This is a genomic window from Mesorhizobium sp. B1-1-1, from assembly GCF_006442955.1.
Taxonomy (GTDB): domain Bacteria; phylum Pseudomonadota; class Alphaproteobacteria; order Rhizobiales; family Rhizobiaceae; genus Mesorhizobium.
The window spans coordinates 101,136-119,065 of record NZ_VFWW01000015.1 but is presented as its reverse complement, the minus strand read 5'-3'; the positions used below and the strand labels follow the sequence as shown (position 1 = coordinate 119,065).

At 64.3% G+C, this 17,930-nt stretch carries 15 protein-coding genes; 4 read left to right on the top strand and 11 right to left on the bottom strand.

Features of this window, described 5'->3' with window-relative positions:
* Positions 1–266: 266 nt before the first annotated feature.
* The 8 genes from FJ986_RS27130 to FJ986_RS27095 form a co-directional block, all read right to left on the bottom strand.
* Positions 267–1,844, bottom strand: a complete 1,578-nt coding sequence (locus FJ986_RS27130; protein WP_181165413.1) for an alpha/beta hydrolase — start codon at positions 1,842–1,844, stop codon at positions 267–269.
* A 937-nt stretch (positions 1,845–2,781) separates the two neighbouring features.
* On the bottom strand, positions 2,782–3,135 hold the full coding sequence (locus tag FJ986_RS27125) for a cupin domain-containing protein (RefSeq protein WP_140501578.1): 354 nt from the start codon (positions 3,133–3,135) through the stop codon (positions 2,782–2,784).
* Between the two features lie 312 nt (positions 3,136–3,447).
* Positions 3,448–4,341 carry a sugar phosphate isomerase/epimerase gene (locus FJ986_RS27120; protein ID WP_140584663.1) on the bottom strand — a complete coding sequence of 298 codons (894 nt, stop codon included), beginning with the start codon at positions 4,339–4,341 and terminating at the stop codon, positions 3,448–3,450.
* 72 nt (positions 4,342–4,413) lie between these two features.
* Complete coding sequence (locus tag FJ986_RS27115) at positions 4,414–5,352, bottom strand: ABC transporter substrate-binding protein (RefSeq protein WP_140517934.1); 939 nt, start codon at positions 5,350–5,352, stop codon at positions 4,414–4,416.
* 80 nt (positions 5,353–5,432) lie between these two features.
* Positions 5,433–6,431: a ribose ABC transporter permease gene (locus tag FJ986_RS27110; RefSeq protein ID WP_140517933.1), complete on the bottom strand. Its 999-nt coding sequence runs from the start codon at positions 6,429–6,431 to the stop codon at positions 5,433–5,435.
* Positions 6,428–7,999, bottom strand: coding sequence for a sugar ABC transporter ATP-binding protein (locus FJ986_RS27105; protein WP_140658334.1), 1,572 nt, complete (start codon positions 7,997–7,999; stop codon positions 6,428–6,430). The genes FJ986_RS27110 and FJ986_RS27105 overlap by 4 nt, the downstream gene beginning before the upstream one ends.
* Complete coding sequence (locus FJ986_RS27100) at positions 7,996–9,363, bottom strand: FGGY-family carbohydrate kinase (RefSeq protein WP_140658332.1); 1,368 nt, start codon at positions 9,361–9,363, stop codon at positions 7,996–7,998. The genes FJ986_RS27105 and FJ986_RS27100 overlap by 4 nt, the downstream gene beginning before the upstream one ends.
* Positions 9,360–10,142, bottom strand: coding sequence for a DeoR/GlpR family DNA-binding transcription regulator (locus FJ986_RS27095; RefSeq protein ID WP_140517930.1), 783 nt, complete (start codon positions 10,140–10,142; stop codon positions 9,360–9,362). Before FJ986_RS27095 ends, FJ986_RS27100 begins: the two co-directional genes overlap by 4 nt.
* Positions 10,143–10,329: 187 nt before the next feature.
* Here FJ986_RS27095 and FJ986_RS27090 point away from each other — a divergent pair, with 187 nt between their 5' ends.
* The 3 genes from FJ986_RS27090 to FJ986_RS27080 are packed head-to-tail and all read left to right on the top strand — an operon-like array spanning position 10,330 to position 13,524.
* Positions 10,330–11,373, top strand: a complete 1,044-nt coding sequence (locus FJ986_RS27090; protein WP_140517929.1) for a class II aldolase/adducin family protein — start codon at positions 10,330–10,332, stop codon at positions 11,371–11,373.
* Position 11,374: 1 nt separating this feature from the next.
* Complete coding sequence (locus FJ986_RS27085) at positions 11,375–12,676, top strand: FGGY-family carbohydrate kinase (protein ID WP_140676460.1); 1,302 nt, start codon at positions 11,375–11,377, stop codon at positions 12,674–12,676.
* Positions 12,673–13,524, top strand: a complete 852-nt coding sequence (locus FJ986_RS27080) for a TIGR01459 family HAD-type hydrolase (protein ID WP_140650652.1) — start codon at positions 12,673–12,675, stop codon at positions 13,522–13,524. Before FJ986_RS27085 ends, FJ986_RS27080 begins: the two co-directional genes overlap by 4 nt.
* Here the strand turns inward: FJ986_RS27080 and FJ986_RS27075 are convergent.
* Positions 13,511–14,521, bottom strand: coding sequence for a sugar-binding transcriptional regulator (locus FJ986_RS27075; RefSeq protein ID WP_140501598.1), 1,011 nt, complete (start codon positions 14,519–14,521; stop codon positions 13,511–13,513). The two genes, FJ986_RS27080 and FJ986_RS27075, sit on opposite strands and share 14 nt — an antisense overlap.
* 156 nt (positions 14,522–14,677) lie before the next feature.
* Here FJ986_RS27075 and FJ986_RS27070 point away from each other — a divergent pair, with 156 nt between their 5' ends.
* A complete protein-coding gene (locus FJ986_RS27070) occupies positions 14,678–15,478 on the top strand; it encodes a hypothetical protein (protein ID WP_140567503.1) in 801 nt (266 codons plus the stop codon).
* Between the two features lie 19 nt (positions 15,479–15,497).
* Here the strand turns inward: FJ986_RS27070 and ptsP are convergent, their stop codons facing one another.
* Together ptsP and FJ986_RS27060 are read right to left on the bottom strand one after the other, a co-directional pair.
* On the bottom strand, positions 15,498–17,468 hold the full coding sequence (gene ptsP / locus FJ986_RS27065) for a phosphoenolpyruvate--protein phosphotransferase (RefSeq protein ID WP_140525807.1): 1,971 nt from the start codon (positions 17,466–17,468) through the stop codon (positions 15,498–15,500).
* A 52-nt stretch (positions 17,469–17,520) separates the two neighbouring features.
* Entirely contained in the window at positions 17,521–17,901 is a 381-nt protein-coding gene (locus FJ986_RS27060; RefSeq protein WP_140501604.1) for a PTS glucitol/sorbitol transporter subunit IIA, read from the bottom strand.
* Positions 17,902–17,930 lie beyond the last annotated feature (29 nt).

Here is a 17,930-nt window from a genome sequence, read left to right as displayed (position 1 = left end):
GCCACCAAAGGCGGCGTATGCGATGCTTGCACCCAAGGCCGAAAGCAATACACGACGAGACGTAAACACTGTTCGATCCTCCTACAATTTCTGTGAAACTTCGGAATTTGATAATCGAAATGCGACACGCACGCGACTTCCACCCGCAAGACGAGAGGGGTCCTTAAGCGATGCTACCGTAGTGTTTAATTGATTGCGAGTTCCGCTTTAGCTTAACTTCGTCGGCAGCAAAATATCGGATTTTACAATTTTGGCTAAGAGGAATTTCAGTGCCCAAATCGAAATCTCAACCTATCCTGCCTTGAGCGATTTGCTGATATAGAGTGTAGTGCCTCCGCTCCCGACCACAGTTCCTTTGGCGGGCTTGGAAATTGCGGGGCCCCCATCTCACCGATACATTCAGTCTTCAACTTGAGCTTGGGGTTTGCAAGGAAATCAGCAACTACTTTCGACCCGCACGGATCGGAATCTATGACATCGTGTCCGATCCCCCGAAAGACCACCACCTGGCCGAAAGGAAGGGTCTTCGCCGCGTGGTCCGCCCATGCTGTCGGCGTTGCTGGATCATATTCTCCCGACAACAGAAGAGTGGGTATGTCAGTGCGGCGCGGCTGCACCTGCGATGCTGGCCCGTTCTCAAGCATCCAAAGAGGGCATGCCCAGGAGTAGTCGTTCAGCTCAACCCATTTCGACCAGTATTTGTCCTGCTTGCCATTCAGATCGGGGAGATCGCTGTCGGAACAACTTACAGAGAAGTCCATACCTTGGGAGATCTCCAGGTCGTCAGCATCGAAAAGTATCTCCGCCAGGGGTCTGAAATCCTGTTTGTATGTCCTCTCGATCAGCTCCGGCAGGGTCAGGAGCGCATCGCGATCGTATAAAATGCCGAATATAAGCTCGAGGAAATCTGCCCCGGAGACATATGTGTAGCGCGCCTCTTTATCTGTGCTGCGCAAGAGCAAAGGCTGCCGATCCAGCTGTCTTGCAATAAGCTGAACAGCATTGGATATCCCATTCATGCATCTGTTCGCTGCCTCACAGTCTCGCTCTAGCAATTTTAACGATCGGTCGAGATTCGGCCCATCTTCGTTCAGGTAATTGATGTCCAGAGGAACAACTGAATCCAGTATACTCGCCGATACCCCTTCGGGGTGCTGGTTCATCACTTCGAGTGCAAGCCTGGTGCCATACGAGACGCCATAGAGAACCCACTTTTCTATCCCGAGAGCCTTCCGAAGGTCATCAATATCCTCCGCATTCTCCTCAGTGTTGTAGGCATCAAGATCAATGCCCTTTGCGATCAACGCCGTCCTGCATGCAAGAACTTCATCTTTTTTGAGCTTGCTAAAGGTGGTTTCGACCTCAACGCTCGAGAGAATGGCGTTCCAATGATCGGGCTTGAAATATTGAGAACAGTCCAAGGCGGGAGCGGACTTTCCGATGCCCCGCTGATCAGCAACGATTACTCGGCGTCCGATCATCCAGCTCTGGGCGCCGATGAATTCCCACCATCCATCGATGTCGTCGCTATTGGCGATGTCGGTAGGCTGCCCCGGGCCTCCTGTGAGAAACACTACCGGTTCGTGCCGTTCGCGGTCCGGTTCGAATACGACCACGGACAGGACGACCTCGGTACCACCCGTCTTCTTTCGATTTTCTGGAACATTCACGGTCCCACACGTCATTGCCCGATCCCGCGGAATTTCGAACCAACAGCTGGTTTTCTTGAACTCACCCGCAGTGAGTTCCCCACCCCCCAGGCAAATGAGGAACGCAACCGACGTGACCACGAGAAGAAAACACCAACCTGGTTTGATGTACGCGCGTCTAAACACGGTAGACATCTCGCCCCTCATTTATAAGTATACGAAAACTGCTCGATTACGGATCGAATATTCTTCGCGTCATCGACAATCAGGAATAAAACGCCCGCAATCACGGATTCGTTATTTATTCAAGACGGAGAGTATTTCCCTCCGATGCCAAGGAACAATTCCGTATTTCAGAAAAATGGCAGGAAAAAATTTATCCCGCACCCGGCCTGACGACCCTCTCCATTTCGTGTTCCCAAGCGATATTGGGTTACTCCAACACAAAATTGGAAACAAGCTCGACAAACCGGGCGATTATATTAGCGCTTTTGATTGAGCCGTGCGCGAGACAGTTGGTCAGCACTGCGCTTATGTAAGCCGTGTTTTGCGCTACATTGCTCATCCGATTTTGCGCGGGTGCTCGCACCCTCCTCCTTATGGTGGATTCCCATTCTTTAGCATTAACGCATATAAAGACCGCGCTTCTGCACTCACGATGGGAACACAACCATGCGGAATCGAAAGTCACTTCAACTGGCGCTTTGGGCTTGTATATCGCTTTTTCTCACCGACGCCGCTTTAGCGAAAGATGCCTACAAGACCCCCTGTAGAGCGGACGCCAAGCGGGTGTGCCACATGGACAACGAAGTGAAGGCGCAAGGCTGCCTTAAACAGCACCTCAGCGAACTTACGCCGGGTTGCAAGGCCTTTCTCAGTAAACAATGAGATGGCCGCGGGTCCTGTAGCCCGATTGCGTGCTCCGATGGTGAGATTGCTCGCCGCGAGGTCTCACGCGATGGCACGATCAGCAAGGCGGACACCGTTCGCCCTGCCGGCATTCTGGTCCCGTTCGCTCCAACCGGGCGCCAGTCACGGCCCCGCCAGTTGCGTGGACATGCGAGGATGGCCGGGATTGACGAAAGGTATCAAAGGCCAGCGAGCGGCTGGCTTGTCTGTCTGACAGCCTGCCTCAGCCCACCCTGACCACGAAATGCTTCGTCACCGGCTCGATGATCTTCCAGGTTCCCTTGAAATCGGCTTCCACCACGAAGGCGTCGCCGGGGCCGACTTCGACCGGCGTGCCGCCGTCGGGCGTGATGATGATGCGGCCCGCGATCATGTGCACGAACTCATAGTCGGTGTAGGTGGCGTGATACGTACCGGGCGACGCGCGCCAGGTTCCGGAGATCACCTTGCCGTCCGCGGTCGTGTGCTGGACTGCGGTTTGCATGGTCGGCCGGCCCTCGACCGCGATCCAGCCAGGCAGGTCGCCGGCTTCCGCGTGTTCGACGGTGCCGAATTTCAGGATCGTCTTGTTCGTCATGCCGGGGCTCCGTTTTGCTTCGCTGTCGCACCGTCGGATAGCCGTTACGCGTGGCGTGGGCAATGCCGCCAGGGGGACCAGGGCAACCAATCCGGGTTCACCGGCGCCTTCGCACTGTTTGACGGAGCTCTGAACGAAAAAACCCGCCTGCTCGGCGGGTCCCTGGCGCGACTCAGCACCATAGGCAATTTGTAGCATTAACTGCCTTCACAGTCAATGAAGCTGAGTTCGCGGCCTTGCACCAGGAACCAGGCGCGTCCGCGCCTGGGGTGGGCGATTTGGTAATTCCTGCTGCTCCTCAGTCTGAAATCCTCAGGGCTTGTGGCGCGCCGCGACGAGTTCCGCCTTGCGCCTTGCCGTTTCCATTCCCAGCCCGATGAAGGCGCGCGCGTGCTTGGCCAGCGCCATGTTGTCCGTCCACAGATTACGCCAGATGGCGGTCTTCTTCGACAGGTTCTCGTCGACGATCTCCGAGGAGAAGGATTCGAAGCTGAGATCGTCGGCATAGCCGATCGCCGTCAGCGCATCGAATATCGCGGCGAAGTCGATATTGCCGGTGCCGAGGAAGCCGCGATGGCTCTCGCCGATATGGACATAGCCGATCTTGCCGGCGGCATGGCGGATGGCCAGCCCGACATCGGCCTCCTCGATGTTCATGTGGAAGGTGTCGAGGTGGAGAAAGATGTTGTCGGAGCCGGTGTCCTCGATGAAGGCCAGCCCTTGCGCGGCGGTGTTGAGCAGATTGCTCTCAAAGCGGTTGACGATCTCGAGGTTGAGCGTGACGCCTGCCGCCTTCGCGGTTTCGGCGACCTTGGCCAGCGTCCCGGCGCTGCGGTTCCACTGGTCTCGCGTCGGCGCCTCGGTCTGCAATCCGTGGCTGGTCGAGAGGATACCGGCGACCTTCTGGCCGCCGAGGTCGCGCGTCAGGGCGATGGTGTCGTTGAGGATCCCGACGCCGCGCGCGGCGACCGCCTTGTCGGCGCTCGAAATGTCGCCGTCGACCGGCAGGCCGATGCTGATCGCCACGCCGAGGTCGAGATCGGCGATGCGCTTGGCGAGCCCGCCAATATCGACATTGGCGGGGTCGAGATAGGAGAATTCGATCAGGTCGAAGCCGGCCTCCTTGGTGTTGGCCAGCGTGCGTTCGAGCTCGGCCTGCGTCGAGCTCGCCGACCAGACGAAAGAGTGGATTCCGATGCGCGACATGATCGTCTCCGGTTTTGCGACGAAATGAGGAGGACGCGGCAGGTCAGCCCGGCCGCGTCCGCCTTGGACTGATCAGCGGGCCGCGGTCCAGCCCTTGTAGTCCTTCAGATTCTCGGCGGTGATCAGCTTCGGATCGAGCAGCACCACCGGCTCCGCCGGCTTCTTGCCGGCAAGCACGTCGGCGGCCATCGTCAGCGACTGGCCGGCCATCACGTAGGGATCCTGCGAGGCAGAAGCCTTGATCATGGACTTGCCGGATGCCAGTTCCTTCTCGATGTCCGGCGCGCCGTCGACGGCGGTGAAGATGAACTCCGAGCGGTTGAGCTGCTTGGCGGCGAGCTCGGCGCCGATCGCCGTCGGATCGTTGATGGCGAACACCGCGTCGATCTTGTCGAAACGGGTCAGCAGCGACTGGAACACCTTCAGGCCGCCGTCGCGCGAGCCTTCGGCGTTCTGGTCGTCGGACAGGATCTTGATGTCAGGATGCTGGGCAAGCACGTTCTTGCAGCCCTTCACGCGCTCCAGGATCGACGAGGACGCCGGACCGTTGAGGATGACGTAGTTGCCCTTGCCGCCAGTTTGGTCGACCAGATATTGGCAGGCCTCCTCGCCGGCCTTGACATTGTTGGTCATCACGGTGACGTCGGCGCCTGGCGCGGAGACGTCGAAGGCCGCGACCACGATGCCCGCCGCCTGCGCCTTCTTCACCGCGGGCGCGATCGCCTTGGCATCGACGGCGTTGAGCATGATGACGTCGACGCCGGCGGCGATGAAGGAATCGACCTGCGAGACCTGCTTGTTCAAGTCATAGTCGGCCGACACCGACGTCACCTCGACGTTCGGATTGATCTTCTTGGCCGCGTCCTCGATGCCCTTGATGGTGGCGACGAAGAAGGGGTTGCCGAGCAGGCCGACCGAGATGCCGACCTTGTTCAGGTCCTTGGCCGATGCCGGCGCAATGGCGACGGCCGCGAACGCGGCGCCGCAGAGCAGTTTGGCGATGGTCTTCATTACGCTTACTTCCTCCTGATGCCCCGCGCCTCTCACGGTGCGTTACACAAGCCGGTCTTTGATGCCGGCGACAAGGTCACTCACGTTCTTGCCCCTGCCTGGAGCCTGTAGCGGTCGAGGGCGACCGCCACGATGATGACCAATCCCTTGATGATGTACTGCCAGATGTCCGAGACGCCGGCCAGGATGAGCCCGTTGGACAGCACGGCGATGATCAGCCCGCCGATCAGCGTGCCCCAGATCGAGCCGACGCCGCCGACGAAGCTTGTGCCGCCCAGGATGACCGCGGCGATGGCGTCGAGTTCGTAGGACTGGCCGAGCTGCAGGCCGTTGGCGGCATAGAGCCTGGCCGCCGACATGGCGCCGCCGAGACCTGCCAGCAGGCCGGACACGCCATAGACGAAGAGCAGCACCAGCGGCACCTTGATGCCGGTCAGCCGCGCCGCCTCGGCATTGCCGCCCACGGCATAGATCCAGGTGCCGAGCACGGTGCGTTTCAGCACCAGCCACGACACCACCACCACCGTCAGCGCGATGATGACCAGCCAGGGAACGCCGAACAGCGAGCCGTTGCCGATGAAGTCGAACGGCAGGTCGGAGTTGAACACGGTCGTGTCTTCGCCGAGCAGGCGGGCGACGCCGCGCACGGCGGTCAGCGATCCCAGCGTGACGATGAAGGGCGGCAGCCTGATATAGGCGATGAGCAGCCCGTTGATGACCCCGAAGCCGAGACCGACCAGAATGGCCGCCGGCACGCCGAGCAGGCCCCAGTCCGGCACCAGCGACACCAGCACCGCCACCATTGCGGAAGCGGCAAGGATCGAGCCGACCGACAGGTCGATGCCGCCGGTGAGGATGACAAAGGTCATGCCGGCGGCGAGCACGATGTTGATCGACGATTGCTGCGTGACGATCAACAGGTTGGTGCCGGTGAGAAAACGCGGATTGATGAACTGGAAGCCGGCCGCCAGCAACACCAGCACCGGCAGCATGCCGAGCGCGGCGAGAGCCGTGCGCAGCCGCCGGCTCCTGACCGCCGCCTGATCCACACTCGTCGTCGCGGTCGTTCTGTCGGTCATCCCTTCGGTCCTTCCTGGGCCGCTCCCGTCGCAAGTTCCATGATCGCTTCCTGGCGAAGCGCCTCGCCCCGGGACGCCGTCACCTCGCCCGCTATGGCGCCGTCGCGCATCACCAACACCCGATCGGCGACGCCGATCACCTCTGGCAATTCGCTGGAGATCATCAGTATGGCGATGCCCCGGTTGGCGAGATCGTCGATCAGCCGGTAGATTTCCGATTTGGCGCCGACATCGACGCCGCGCGTCGGCTCGTCGAGGATGACGACCTTCGGCTCGGTCTCCAGCAGGCGAGCCAGCAGCACCTTCTGCTGGTTGCCGCCCGACAGCGAACCGGCATTGGCCTGCGCCGAGCGGGTGCGGATCGAGAGATCGGCGACGGCTTTCGCAGCGCGCCTGTCGGCGGCGGCGAAGTCCCGCAAGCCGCCGGCGCGCGCATCCCTGGCCAGTACGCCCATGTTGATGTTGTCGGAAATAGACATGTCGAGGAACAGGCCGAGTTCCTTGCGGTCCTCGGTGAGATAGGCGATGCCGGCATCGAGCGCCTCGCGCGGCGAGCCGATGGCGATCGGCTTGCCGTCGAGCTCCAGCGTGCCGGCGCTGCGCCGGTCGGCGCCGAAGATGAGCCTGGCAAGTTCGGTGCGGCCCGAGCCGACGAGGCCCGCCAGCGCCAGCACCTCGCCGTGATAGAGGTCGAAGGAGCAGTCCTTCAGCAGCCTGCCGTCGGACATGCCGCGCACCGACAGCGCCACGGCGCGCTTTTCGCCCGGCGGGCGGTGATCCTTCTTGTAGAACGCCGAGAGATCGCGGCCGACCATCATCGAAACGAGCCGCGAGGCGCTGAGGTCGGCGCGCTCCAGCGTGCCGACATAGCCGCTGTCGCGCAGCACGCTGACGCGGTCGGCGAGCTGGTAGACCTCTTCCATGCGATGGCTGATGTAGATGATGGCGATGCCTTGCGCCTTCAGCGTCGCGATCACCTCGAACAGCCGCTCGGTCTCGCGCGAGGTCAGCGACGTGGTCGGCTCGTCCATGACGATGATGCGCGCATTGGTCGACAGCGCCCGGGCGATCTCGACCAGCTGGCGCTCGCCGAGTGACAGGCCGGAAACCAGGGCACGCGCCGAAAAGGAAACGCCGAGCCGGCCGATGATCTCGGTCGCGCGCCGGTTGCACTGGTCGCGGTCGACGATGCCGAAACGGCGCGGTTCGTTGCCGAGGAAAATGTTCTGCGCCACGGTCAGATTGGGCGCCAGCGACAGTTCCTGGTAGATCACCGCGACGCCGCTGGCGCGCGCCTTGATCGGATCGCCGGTCGCGGCGGGCATGCCATCGATCAGGATCTCGCCCCCGGGATCGGGACGATAGGCGCCCGAAAGCACCTTCATCAGCGTCGACTTGCCGGCACCGTTCTCGCCCATCAGCGCGTGCAGCTCGCCGGCCTGGACGGTAAGCGAAACATCCTGCAGGGCGCGGATCGCGCCGAACGTCTTCGAAATATGGCGCATTTCCAGCACCGGGTGGCGTTCCGCCCCCATGCCGGCTGTCTCCGTCCTGGCCTGCGCGCTCATCGGGCTGCGACCTTGCCGGCGGTCCCGGCGACCAGATCGCGCCAGCCGTCGCGGTAGCCGGCGAGGCTGGTGAAGCGCGCTGCTTTCACCGGCTCCGGCGGCTCGGCGGCGAATTCACGCCCGACGCTCTCGAAAGCCAGGGCCGCAGCGCCCGTGGCGCTGCCTTGCAGCGAAGCGCCCTGCATGAAGGCCTGCTCCGGCCGCAGCTGCGCCAGCAGGCTGGCGAGCAGGCCGCCAGTGTTGAGCCCGCCGTCGACGATCACGGTGTTGCTGGAATGGATGAGGTCGAGGCAGAGGTCGAGCATCAGCGCGACATAGAGCAGTGCCACGGCCGCACGCTCGCCGGCATCAGGCGTGCGTCCGACCAGCCGGCCCGAACGGCCTGGCATCGGCCCGCCCGGCGCGAAGCTCGGTAATGCCATCATGCCGGCATCGATCGCCCGCTGCACCGCCGCGCCTTCGACCGGGCCTTGCCAGCCGTCGCTGATGGCGGCGAATTCGCGCCCGCCCATGAAGCGGATGGTCGGCACCGGGCCGCCGTCCACATCGACATTGACCAGCATGTCGCGATCGCGGTCGAGCGCCTCGAGCGGACAGTCGGGATTGAGCACGATGACCCAGGTGCCGGTCGAAACCACTGTCACCGAGCCCAGCCCCTGCCGCCGATAGGCATGGAGCGCGGCATTCGAGTCGTGGACGCCGTTGTGGATGGCGAGCGGCCGCGACGCGCTGCCGAAGTCCTGTTCGCCGATGACAGTACCGGCACGCGCGAAGGCCGGCATCTGGTGGCGCCACCCCTCGGCGTCGACCAGTGAGGAAAAATCGTGACGACGCGGCGCCCACAGATGCGAATGGCAGCCGAGATAGGACACTTCGCAAACCGGCCTGCCGCCAAGGCGCCAGCTCCAATATTGCGGATAGCCGAGAATCCATTTCGCCGTCGCGAAAGCGTCGGATGCGGCCTCCTGCAGCCACAGCATGTGGCGGCCGTAGTTGAAACCGAGCGGCAGCCGCGGCGAGAACGTCTCGGCGTAGTCCGGAATGCGGCGATCGATCCGCGCGGCGATTTCGGCCGGCGGCTCCTGCTCATAGTCGAGGATCGGATGCGTCAGCGCCGCGTCGTCCACGAGGGCGAAGGTGCAGCCATGGCCCGACACCATCACCCCTTCCACGCCATGGTTTTCGATCACAGCGGTGACGGCGCCGAGCGCCCAATCGTGGAGGTCGGCCTCATCGAGCACGCTGAAGCCGCCTTGGCGCGCCCATTTCGGCTGGGTCCGGCGCTCGTCGAGAATGCGTCCGTCCTGGCCGAAGACGAACAGCTTCGAATTGGTCTTGCCGAAGTCGAGCACCGCGACCTTCATGCGATGGCTCCCATGGTCGAAGCAATCCGCACCATGACGCCGGCATCCTCCAGCATGCGCGCGTCGGCATCGGAAAGACCGTCGTCGGTGACCAGCGTGCCGATGCGCGACAGGGGCAGCGCGACGTTACGGGCCTGGATTGAAAGCTTGCGGCTGTCGGCCAGCACGACGATCTGGTCGGCGCACTGGCTAAGCTCGACGATCGAGCGCACCAGCAGCGGGTGCGATTCCAGCAAGCCTTCCTGGCCGATGCCTTGCGCGCCGAGAAAGAACTTCGAAGCGTAGAAAGGTGCCGGATGGGTGAGCGAGTGAATGATGCCCGGCTCGCGGTGCAGGTCGCCGCCGGCAACGGTCAGGCTGCAATGGCCATGATCGCTCAGATACGCCGCCAGCGGCATCGAGTTGGTGTAGAGCCGGATGCTGCGCTCGGCGAGCTTGACCCCGAGATGGAAACAGGTCGAGCCGCCATGCACGATGACCGCGTCGCCGTCGCGCACCATGGTCGCGGCTAGGTTGGCGATCTGCCGCTTGGCCTCGACCGCGAGGTCGCGATTCTCGTCATAGGGCCGGGCATAGGCGACGCCGGCCTGCGACGTGCCGTCGAGCGCCGAAACACCGCCATAGACCTTGCGCGCCTCGCCCGCCTCGTCGATCCGGTCGATGTCGCGCCGCACCGTCGCGGCCGAAACGCCGAGCCGCTCCTGCAGCTCCCGCACCGAGGCGAAGGGGCGATCACGCAAGAGTTCGACGATCTGACGCTGGCGGCCGGAGTCGCTCACCTGTTTCCTCCAAAACGCCGTTCTGCGACGGCAGTTGGTGTAACTTACTCAACATTAGCTCGATTGCAAGCCGCAACTGACGGTATTCGATCACGGTTGACGGAACTCACTCTTATCTGCGATATCAACCCGTCGAATGCCCGACCACCGCATTCGACGGTTGGCGGATTGTTGGAGGAGATGCGTGATGGCGACCCAGGCGGATGCGCAGGAATTGGCGGCGCTGCGGGCGCTTTCGGCCGCCATCGGACAGGATCCGCATCTGACCCAGGCCGCCGGCGGCAACACCTCGCTGAAAGCCGGAGACACGCTGTGGATCAAGGCTTCCGGGACCTGGCTGAAAGACGCGCTCGCCGATGACATCATGGTGCCGGTGGCGATGGCGCCATTGCTCGAGGCGGTTGAACGACGCGACCCCGCCGCCGACCAGCCTCAGGCCTTCGCCATTGGCGCGCTCAACCCGCGCGGGCTGCGTCCCTCGATCGAGACCACGGTGCATGCCTTGATGCCGCAGCGCGTGGTCCTGCATGTCCACTGCGTCGACACCATTTCGCTTGCGGTGCAGGCCGATTGCGAGGTCCTGGCCGCGCGCCGGCTCGCAGGCATCCAATGGGCCTATGTTCCCTACCGCCGGCCGGGCCTGCCGCTGGCCCAGGGCATCTCCGAAAGGCTGCGGCCGGGCATCGATGTCCTGATCCTGGGCAATCACGGCCTCGTCGTCGCGGCCGAGACCGTCACCGGAGCGGAGGCGCTGTTGCGCCGCGTCACCGGGCTTCTGGCAAGGGCGCCGCGCGAAGCGGCCGCGCCCGACATCGCGGCACTGACCGCGCTTGCCGCAAACTCCGGCTACCGCTTGCCCATCGACACCGAGGCGCACGCGGTCGCCATCGATCCCGACAGCCGCCGCATGGCATCGGGCGGCAGCCTCTATCCCGACCATGTCATCTTCCTCGGCAAGGGTTCGGTGGTGGCTGCGCCCGGCGAGGACGTCGCCGCTGTCGTCAGGCGTCGCGGCGCCCAGCCCCTGTCGATCCTGTTTCCGGGGCTCGGCGTCCTGATGCGCGCCAATGCCAGCGCCGGCGCCGACGCCATGCAGCGTTGCCTTGCCGACGTGACGGCGCGGGTCGATGTCACGGCGACGTTGAATTACCTTACCGAGGCGGAGAACGACGAACTCGTCAACTGGGACGCCGAGCAGTACCGCCAGAAACTGAACGCCTCCGGTGGCTGACATGCCGCCCGTCGCCGGCTCGCCTCTCTCGGATCGCCTCGTCATCGGCGTCGATATCGGCACCTCGGGCGCCCGCGCCGTAGCCATGCGCCCGGACTTTTCAATTGCCGGCCAAGCCGCCGTCCGCCTCGACGCGTTTGGCCAGGATCCGCGCAGCCCGGCGGCATGGTGGCAAGCGGTCCGGGCAGCGCTGGCGGAGTTGATTGCGGGCATCGACCGGACCACGGTCCGCGCCATCGCCGTGGATGGCACCTCGGGCACGTTGCTGCCGGTCGACGGTGCCGGACGGCCGCTCGCCGAACCGCTGATGTACAACGACAAGGTCGCCGGCGACGATATACTGGCCGCGATCGCGCGCGAGGCGCCGGCGGGCAGCGCCGCGCACGGCGCGACCTCAGGCCTCGCCAAGGCGCTTCGCTTCCAGCATCTGCCGGGCGTGGCGGCGGTGCTGCATCAGGCGGACTGGATCGCCGGACAGTTCTCGGGCCGCTTCGACGTCAGCGACGAGAACAACGCCTTGAAAACCGGTTACGATGTCGAGGCCCGCCGTTGGCCGGACTGGATCGCGGCGACCGGAATGCGCATGGATTTGCTGCCTGACGTCGTCGAGCCGGGCGACGTCACCGGCACGCTCACCGCGGCGATAGCGGATCTGTTTGGCTTGGGCCGCGACGTGATCGTCGTTGCCGGCACGACCGATGGCTGCGCCTCTTTCCTGGCGACGGGTGCGGCGGGGGTCGGCGACGGAGTCACGGCGCTTGGCTCCTCGCTTACCATCAAGATCCTGTCCGACCGGCCGATCTCGGCGCCGCGATACGGCATCTACAGCCATCGGCTGGGCAATGCCTGGCTGGCCGGCGGGGCCTCGAATTCCGGCGGCAAGGTGCTGGCGCAGCATTTTCCCCTCGCGCGCATCATCGAGCTCAGTGCCATGATCGACCCGGCGACCGAGACCGGCCTCGACTATTATCCGCTCGCCACATCGGGCGAACGGTTCCCGATCGCCGATCCGGCGCTCCCCCCGCGCCTCGTCCCGCGCCCGGCGGATGATGCCGACTATCTCAAGGCGATGTTCGAAGGCATGGCCGCGATCGAAGCGCTCGGCTATCGCCGGCTTGGCGAGCTCGGCGCGCCGGCGCTGACTTCGGTGCGCAGCGTCGGCGGCGGCGCGGCAAATCCGGCGTGGAGCGCGATCCGGCAGCGTAAGCTCGGCGTTGCGTTCTTGCCGGCTTTGTCGGACGAGGCCGCTGCCGGAACGGCGCGGCTGGCGTTGAAGGGTGCGAACGAGGCGGGGCTGCTATGAACCGGAAACTGGCTGAACGCCTCGACGGCATCGGACCGCTGGCGGAGCGCTACCAGGTCTTCCTGGTCGACCAGTTCGGCGTGCTGCATGACGGCTCGGCCCCCTATCCCGGCGCGGTGGCGGCCTTGGCGGCACTGAAGCGCGCCGGAAAGACCGTGGTGCTGGTCTCCAACTCCGGCAGGCGCGCCAAGCCCAACGAGGACCGTTTGCTGAGGCTCGGCTTCGAGGCCGGAAGTTGGGATCATTTCGTTTCCTCCGGCGAGGTGGCGTGGCGATCCTTCCACGAAATGGCGGGGACCGGAGCGTTGCGGCCCGGCACGAACTGCCTGTTGATCAGCCGCGATAATGACCGCACAGCGATCGAGGGCCTGCCTTTTGTGTTGACCGGAGCCGGCGATACCGCCAACCTGGTACTGATCGCGGCCAGCGAGGGCGACCGCTACGACCTGGACCATTATCGCCGCCTGCTGGCGCCGGCGGCGGCGCGAAAGGTGCCATGCTTCTGCACCAATCCCGACAAGATCATGCTGACGGCGGTCGGGCCTCGCTTCGGCGCCGGCGAGATCGCCGATCTCTACGAGAGCCTGGGCGGCAGCGTCACCCGCATCGGCAAGCCCGGCCCGGCGATCTTCGATGCCGCACTGGCGCTGGCCGGCGAGCCCGACCGTGCCAGCGTGGTCTGCGTCGGCGACAGTGTCGAGCATGACATAGCGGGCGGAAACGGCTCCGGCATCGCCACGGCGCTGGTCCTGAGCGGGATATTGGCGGACACTTCGGATCTTGTCGCTGTTTTCGACGAGGAGCAGGCCTGGCCGGACTACGTCACGGAGTCCTTCAGCTTCCGTTGACCGCCTCGAGCATGCGCCTTGCGCTCTCCTCGTCGGTGATCAGGATCGTCGGGGCGATCAAGTTCATGGCGCCGAGCAGCGCCGCTGTCTTCTCTTCGCCGCCGGACGTGAGAATGCGGATCGGCGCCTTGCGCAGCCGATCGACCTCCACTGACATCACATGGCTGTTGACGGGATGGTCGACCAAATCGCCATTGCGGTCGAAGAAATGGAACAGAAGGTCGCCAACGGCGCCACGCGCAACCAAGGCCTCGCGGTCCGCCTCCTTAAGAAAGCCGCCGCGAGAGAAGGTGGTGGCCGAAGCGATGCCGCCGACGCTCAGCAGAACGGCATCGAGCACGTTGGCCATCTCAAAAACTTCCTGCAGGCCGCAACGCTCGACCAGCGCGATCTTTGTCTCGACGCTGTCGACGACGGCCGGCGTCGGGATCAGATAGCCGTCGCCCTGGAAGATTTGGGCGAAGCGCCAGGCGAACTCGGCCGGGTTGTAGCGGCGCACGACGCCCACACCGCCCAGCAGCGAAATGACCTTGAAGTCGGTGAGCGATTTGGTGCTGATGAAGGGCAGGCTCGAGAAAAGCGTCTGACCCCAGCCGACGCCGACGCGCATGCCGGATTTCATCGTGTCGGACAGGAAAATCCCGGTCTTCGCGCTGATCGCGGGAATCGGATCGGCATTGGGCGCGGTCAGCGGCGCCACCAGCGCCTGCTTCAGGCCGAACGTGCGCTCCAGCGCGCGCTCCAGCCGCACGATCTCTGACAACTCGCTTTCGATGGTGATTTTCACCTCGTTGCGGGATCTCGCCTCCGCCAGCATGCGCACGATGGTGACGCGGCCGACGCCGAGCACGTCGGCTATCTCGTTCTGCGTCATCTGCTCGACGAAATACATCCAGGCGGCGCGGATCCGGAGGCGGTCCGTACGGCTCTCGTTGACGACCTGTTCGGGCGCCTCGGCCCCGCCGTTTTCGCTATCGCCCTGCCGTCGCCTGCCCAACTGTCTGTCTCCCCGCTCGGCGATGTAGGAGTCCCTCGCCGATTCTCCACGCTGGTTTAATATCGCCTATTGAGCTACCAATCGATAGGAACAATGTAGGGTCAGCGGCCGGCTCTCGGCGGCCGAGGCCGGTAGACGTTTTCGAGGCGATTCGCGATGCTCCGACAAATCTCCAGGGATGTCCGCGTCAATTTGAAGGACCGGCTGCGCGACGTCCGCGACATCATTCGCCAGAGCCGCCACGACAGCGACAGCGAGGCCAATCTCGTGCGGGAAGCAACCAGCCATTTGCCGCCGTTCCCGGGCAAAGGCATCGAAGGCCTGCTCGGCCATGCCGCCAGTGCCGTCGACGAAGCCTTGTCGATCGCCGAATCCTTTGTCCCGCATGACCGCCCGACGAAGATCGACGGAACGACCGTGAAAGGCCTTGGCATCTATTTCCCGGCCGGCAACGAGGAACGCCGGTCCAGCGCCGAGCGCGTCTTCCGGCGCGACATGTACTATCTGACCAGGACCGTGCTCGCCGCCCTGAGGATCGACAATGCCCGGATCCACGAGGCGGATTTCGCCGCCGTCCACGCCGCCATGCGAAAACGCCACGCCGGTCTGCTGGCCGCGATACCCGCCAGACCCACCCCCGCCGCGCTGCCGGCCGTCGCCGCTGCCTGTGCGGCGCTGCTGGTCGAATGCCTCAATCACCGTCCTGTCCGCCTTGTCGAAGTCGAGCCGGAAGCAATGGGCGACCGGACCCTCGACATAGCTTGCCTGGCACCTGTCGTCCTGGCCTGCGGTCTGGCCACCACGGCCAGCGACGGTGCGCCGGAGCCCGACATGCTGGAGACCGCCATTCTGGCGGCCGGCATCCGTCATGACCGCATCGTCAAGGCCTGTGCCAAGGCCAACGCGGTCGATGAATTGACGCCTGTCTTCGCCACCTTGCTTGCCCATTTGCCGTAGCTGCCGGTTCTGGCCGAGACTATCGCCCGAGCGCCATGTCCGCGATGGTCTTCTTGGCGCGCTGGATCGAGGCCGGACTCATCGAGAGCTCGGTCAGCCCCATCTTGAGAAAGGCCGGGATGAGGTCGGGGCGTCCGGCCGCCTCGCCGCACATGCCCACCATGATGCCGGCGGCCACGCCGGCTCTTGCCGTCAACTCGATCGCCGACATGACGGCCGGGTTGGCGACATCATTGAGCTTGGCCACGGTCGGGTTGAGCCGGTCGGCGGCCATGATGTACTGGGTCAGGTCGTTGGTGCCGATCGAGAAGAACGACACTTCTTTCGCCAGCGCCGGCGCGATCAGAACGGCGGCCGGCGTTTCGATCATCACGCCGAGATCGAACGCCGCATGCGGCACGCCTTGCGCCTTCAACTCCGCCGCGCATTCGGCAACCAGAACCCGCGTCTGCCGCACCTCCGATATGTCGGAGACCATCGGCAACATCACCTTGATGTTGCCGTGCACGGCTGCCCTGAGCAGCGCCCGTAGCTGGCGCTTGAAGATGTCGGGCCGGTCGAGGCACATGCGGATGCCGCGCCAGCCGAGGAAGGGATTTTCCTCGTCGGGAAATTCGATGCCGGCGATCGGCTTGTCGCCGCCTATGTCGAGCGTGCGCACGATGACCGGATAGGGCGCGAATGCCTTGGCCAGCGCCGCATAGGTCTCCGCCTGCATGTCCTCGGAGGGCAGATGCATATGACGCATGAACAGAAGCTCGGTGCGGAACAGGCCGACGCCCATGGCGCCGGCTTCCTGCGCTGCCTCGATTTCCTCCAGCGAGCCGATATTGGCGGCGACCTCGATGATCCTGCCGTCCGCGAGTTTTGGCGTCACGGTCTTGAAGACGGCCAGTCCGGCGCGCTCCTTGACCGCCGCCTCGACGCGGGCGGCGAAGTCCGCGCGGGTCGCCGCATCGGGATCGACGATCACCTGCCCGCCATTGCCGTCCACGGCCACCTCGCGCGCGCTGCGCAGGGCATTGATCTGGTCGCCAAGGCCCAGCACTGCCGGAATGCCGTGCGAACGGGCGATGATGGCAATGTGCGAGGTGGCCCCGCCATGGCCGCACACCACCCCGCCGATGCGCTTCAGCGGCGCCCGCGCCAGGTCCCAGGCGCCGATGTCGTCGGCGATCAGGATGGCGCCTTCGGGGATATTTTCGAGGCTGGCGTCATCCTGGCCGAGCAGCGCCAGACAGATCTGTCGTCCGACCGCATGGCAGTCGTCGGCGCGCGCGTTGAGATAGTGATCATCGACCGCGCTGAAATCGGCGGCTATGGTGGAGGCGGCGGTGATGACGGCTGAGACAGCGTCATTGCCGCTTTTGATCGCCTTCTCGGCCTCGCCGGTCAGGCTGTCGTCGGCGGCGATGTCCCGCAGCGCCGCGATGATGCCGCGATCTCCGGCGGACAGGGTGTCCTGCGCCAGCGCCTTGTCCATGCGCGCCTGAACGGCGGCGACGGCGGCGCGGAACCTGTCGATCTCGCCGGCGATCTCCTCCGCCTGCAGCATGCGGCCCTGTCCAGCGATGTCAGGCGGAAAATGCGCGAAGGCAGGCCCGATGGCGACGCCCTCGCTCGCCGCGACGCCGCGCAAACCGGCCACGCCTGAAGCAGCCGGTGCGGGTTCGGACGCCGGCACAATGTCCTCGCCCGTATTGGCGGCCGGTTGCGGATCGTCATCGTCGAGACCTGCCTTCGGATTCTCGAGATAGCCGATCAGCGCCTCGATCGCCTCGATGGCGTCCGCGCCATTCGCCCGCACGGTGACTTCCTGGTTTTCCTTCACCGCCAGCAGCATCAGCTTGACCGAGCTCTTGGCGCTGACCGCCTTGCCGTCCTTGACCAGCTCGACATCGGATTCGAAACCCTTGGCAAGCTTGACGAAGCGCGTGGCGGGACGGGCGTGCAAACCTTCATGCACTCTGACGATGGTCGAGCGTTCCATGGCAAATACTCTGTTGTGGCGCCGCGCCGACATGGGTCGCGGCGCGAATGCTTCAGGCGGCGATGGTGATGATCGCGTCTGTCTTCAGGGCGGCCACGAGCGCTTGGGTGTCGACCTGCGAAGCGCAGATCTCGCCCGGCCGCTCGGCCTCGGTGGCGCCATTGAACGAGATGACGACATGCCCCATCTCGAGCACCTTGCTCCAGGCGCTGGAGCCGACCGCCGTGATTGTCGCGGAAACAGGTCCAAGGGTGATCGACGCGCCCTTCTGCGGCGCGCCTTCGCTGGGCCCGAGTTCCGTCTTGTGGAGCACGGAAACCTCGGCAAGCTCCGGCGGCGAGCCATCCGCGAACAGGATGAGCACGCCCCCTTCGGCAAGGTCCGCTACTTCAGGCCCGATGGAAGTGACCCGTGTTCTCAGCAGAACCGTCATATGGCGAACCTCATTTCCTTACTTTCCTC

What these genes read in the sequence shown, in the direction of transcription:
- FJ986_RS27130 (WP_181165413.1), bottom strand. Translation starts at nt 1,844, where the DNA reads ATGTCTACCGTGTTTAGACGCGCGTACATCAAACCAGGTTGGTGTTTT.
- FJ986_RS27125 (WP_140501578.1), bottom strand. Translation starts at nt 3,135, where the DNA reads ATGACGAACAAGACGATCCTGAAATTCGGCACCGTCGAACACGCGGAA.
- FJ986_RS27120 (WP_140584663.1), bottom strand. Translation starts at nt 4,341, where the DNA reads ATGTCGCGCATCGGAATCCACTCTTTCGTCTGGTCGGCGAGCTCGACG.
- FJ986_RS27115 (WP_140517934.1), bottom strand. Translation starts at nt 5,352, where the DNA reads ATGAAGACCATCGCCAAACTGCTCTGCGGCGCCGCGTTCGCGGCCGTC.
- FJ986_RS27110 (WP_140517933.1), bottom strand. Translation starts at nt 6,431, where the DNA reads ATGACCGACAGAACGACCGCGACGACGAGTGTGGATCAGGCGGCGGTC.
- FJ986_RS27105 (WP_140658334.1), bottom strand. Translation starts at nt 7,999, where the DNA reads ATGAGCGCGCAGGCCAGGACGGAGACAGCCGGCATGGGGGCGGAACGC.
- FJ986_RS27100 (WP_140658332.1), bottom strand. Translation starts at nt 9,363, where the DNA reads ATGAAGGTCGCGGTGCTCGACTTCGGCAAGACCAATTCGAAGCTGTTC.
- FJ986_RS27090 (WP_140517929.1), top strand. Translation starts at nt 10,330, where the DNA reads ATGGCGACCCAGGCGGATGCGCAGGAATTGGCGGCGCTGCGGGCGCTT.
- FJ986_RS27085 (WP_140676460.1), top strand. Translation starts at nt 11,375, where the DNA reads ATGCCGCCCGTCGCCGGCTCGCCTCTCTCGGATCGCCTCGTCATCGGC.
- FJ986_RS27080 (WP_140650652.1), top strand. Translation starts at nt 12,673, where the DNA reads ATGAACCGGAAACTGGCTGAACGCCTCGACGGCATCGGACCGCTGGCG.
- FJ986_RS27070 (WP_140567503.1), top strand. Translation starts at nt 14,678, where the DNA reads ATGCTCCGACAAATCTCCAGGGATGTCCGCGTCAATTTGAAGGACCGG.
- ptsP (WP_140525807.1), bottom strand. Translation starts at nt 17,468, where the DNA reads ATGGAACGCTCGACCATCGTCAGAGTGCATGAAGGTTTGCACGCCCGT.
- FJ986_RS27060 (WP_140501604.1), bottom strand. Translation starts at nt 17,901, where the DNA reads ATGACGGTTCTGCTGAGAACACGGGTCACTTCCATCGGGCCTGAAGTA.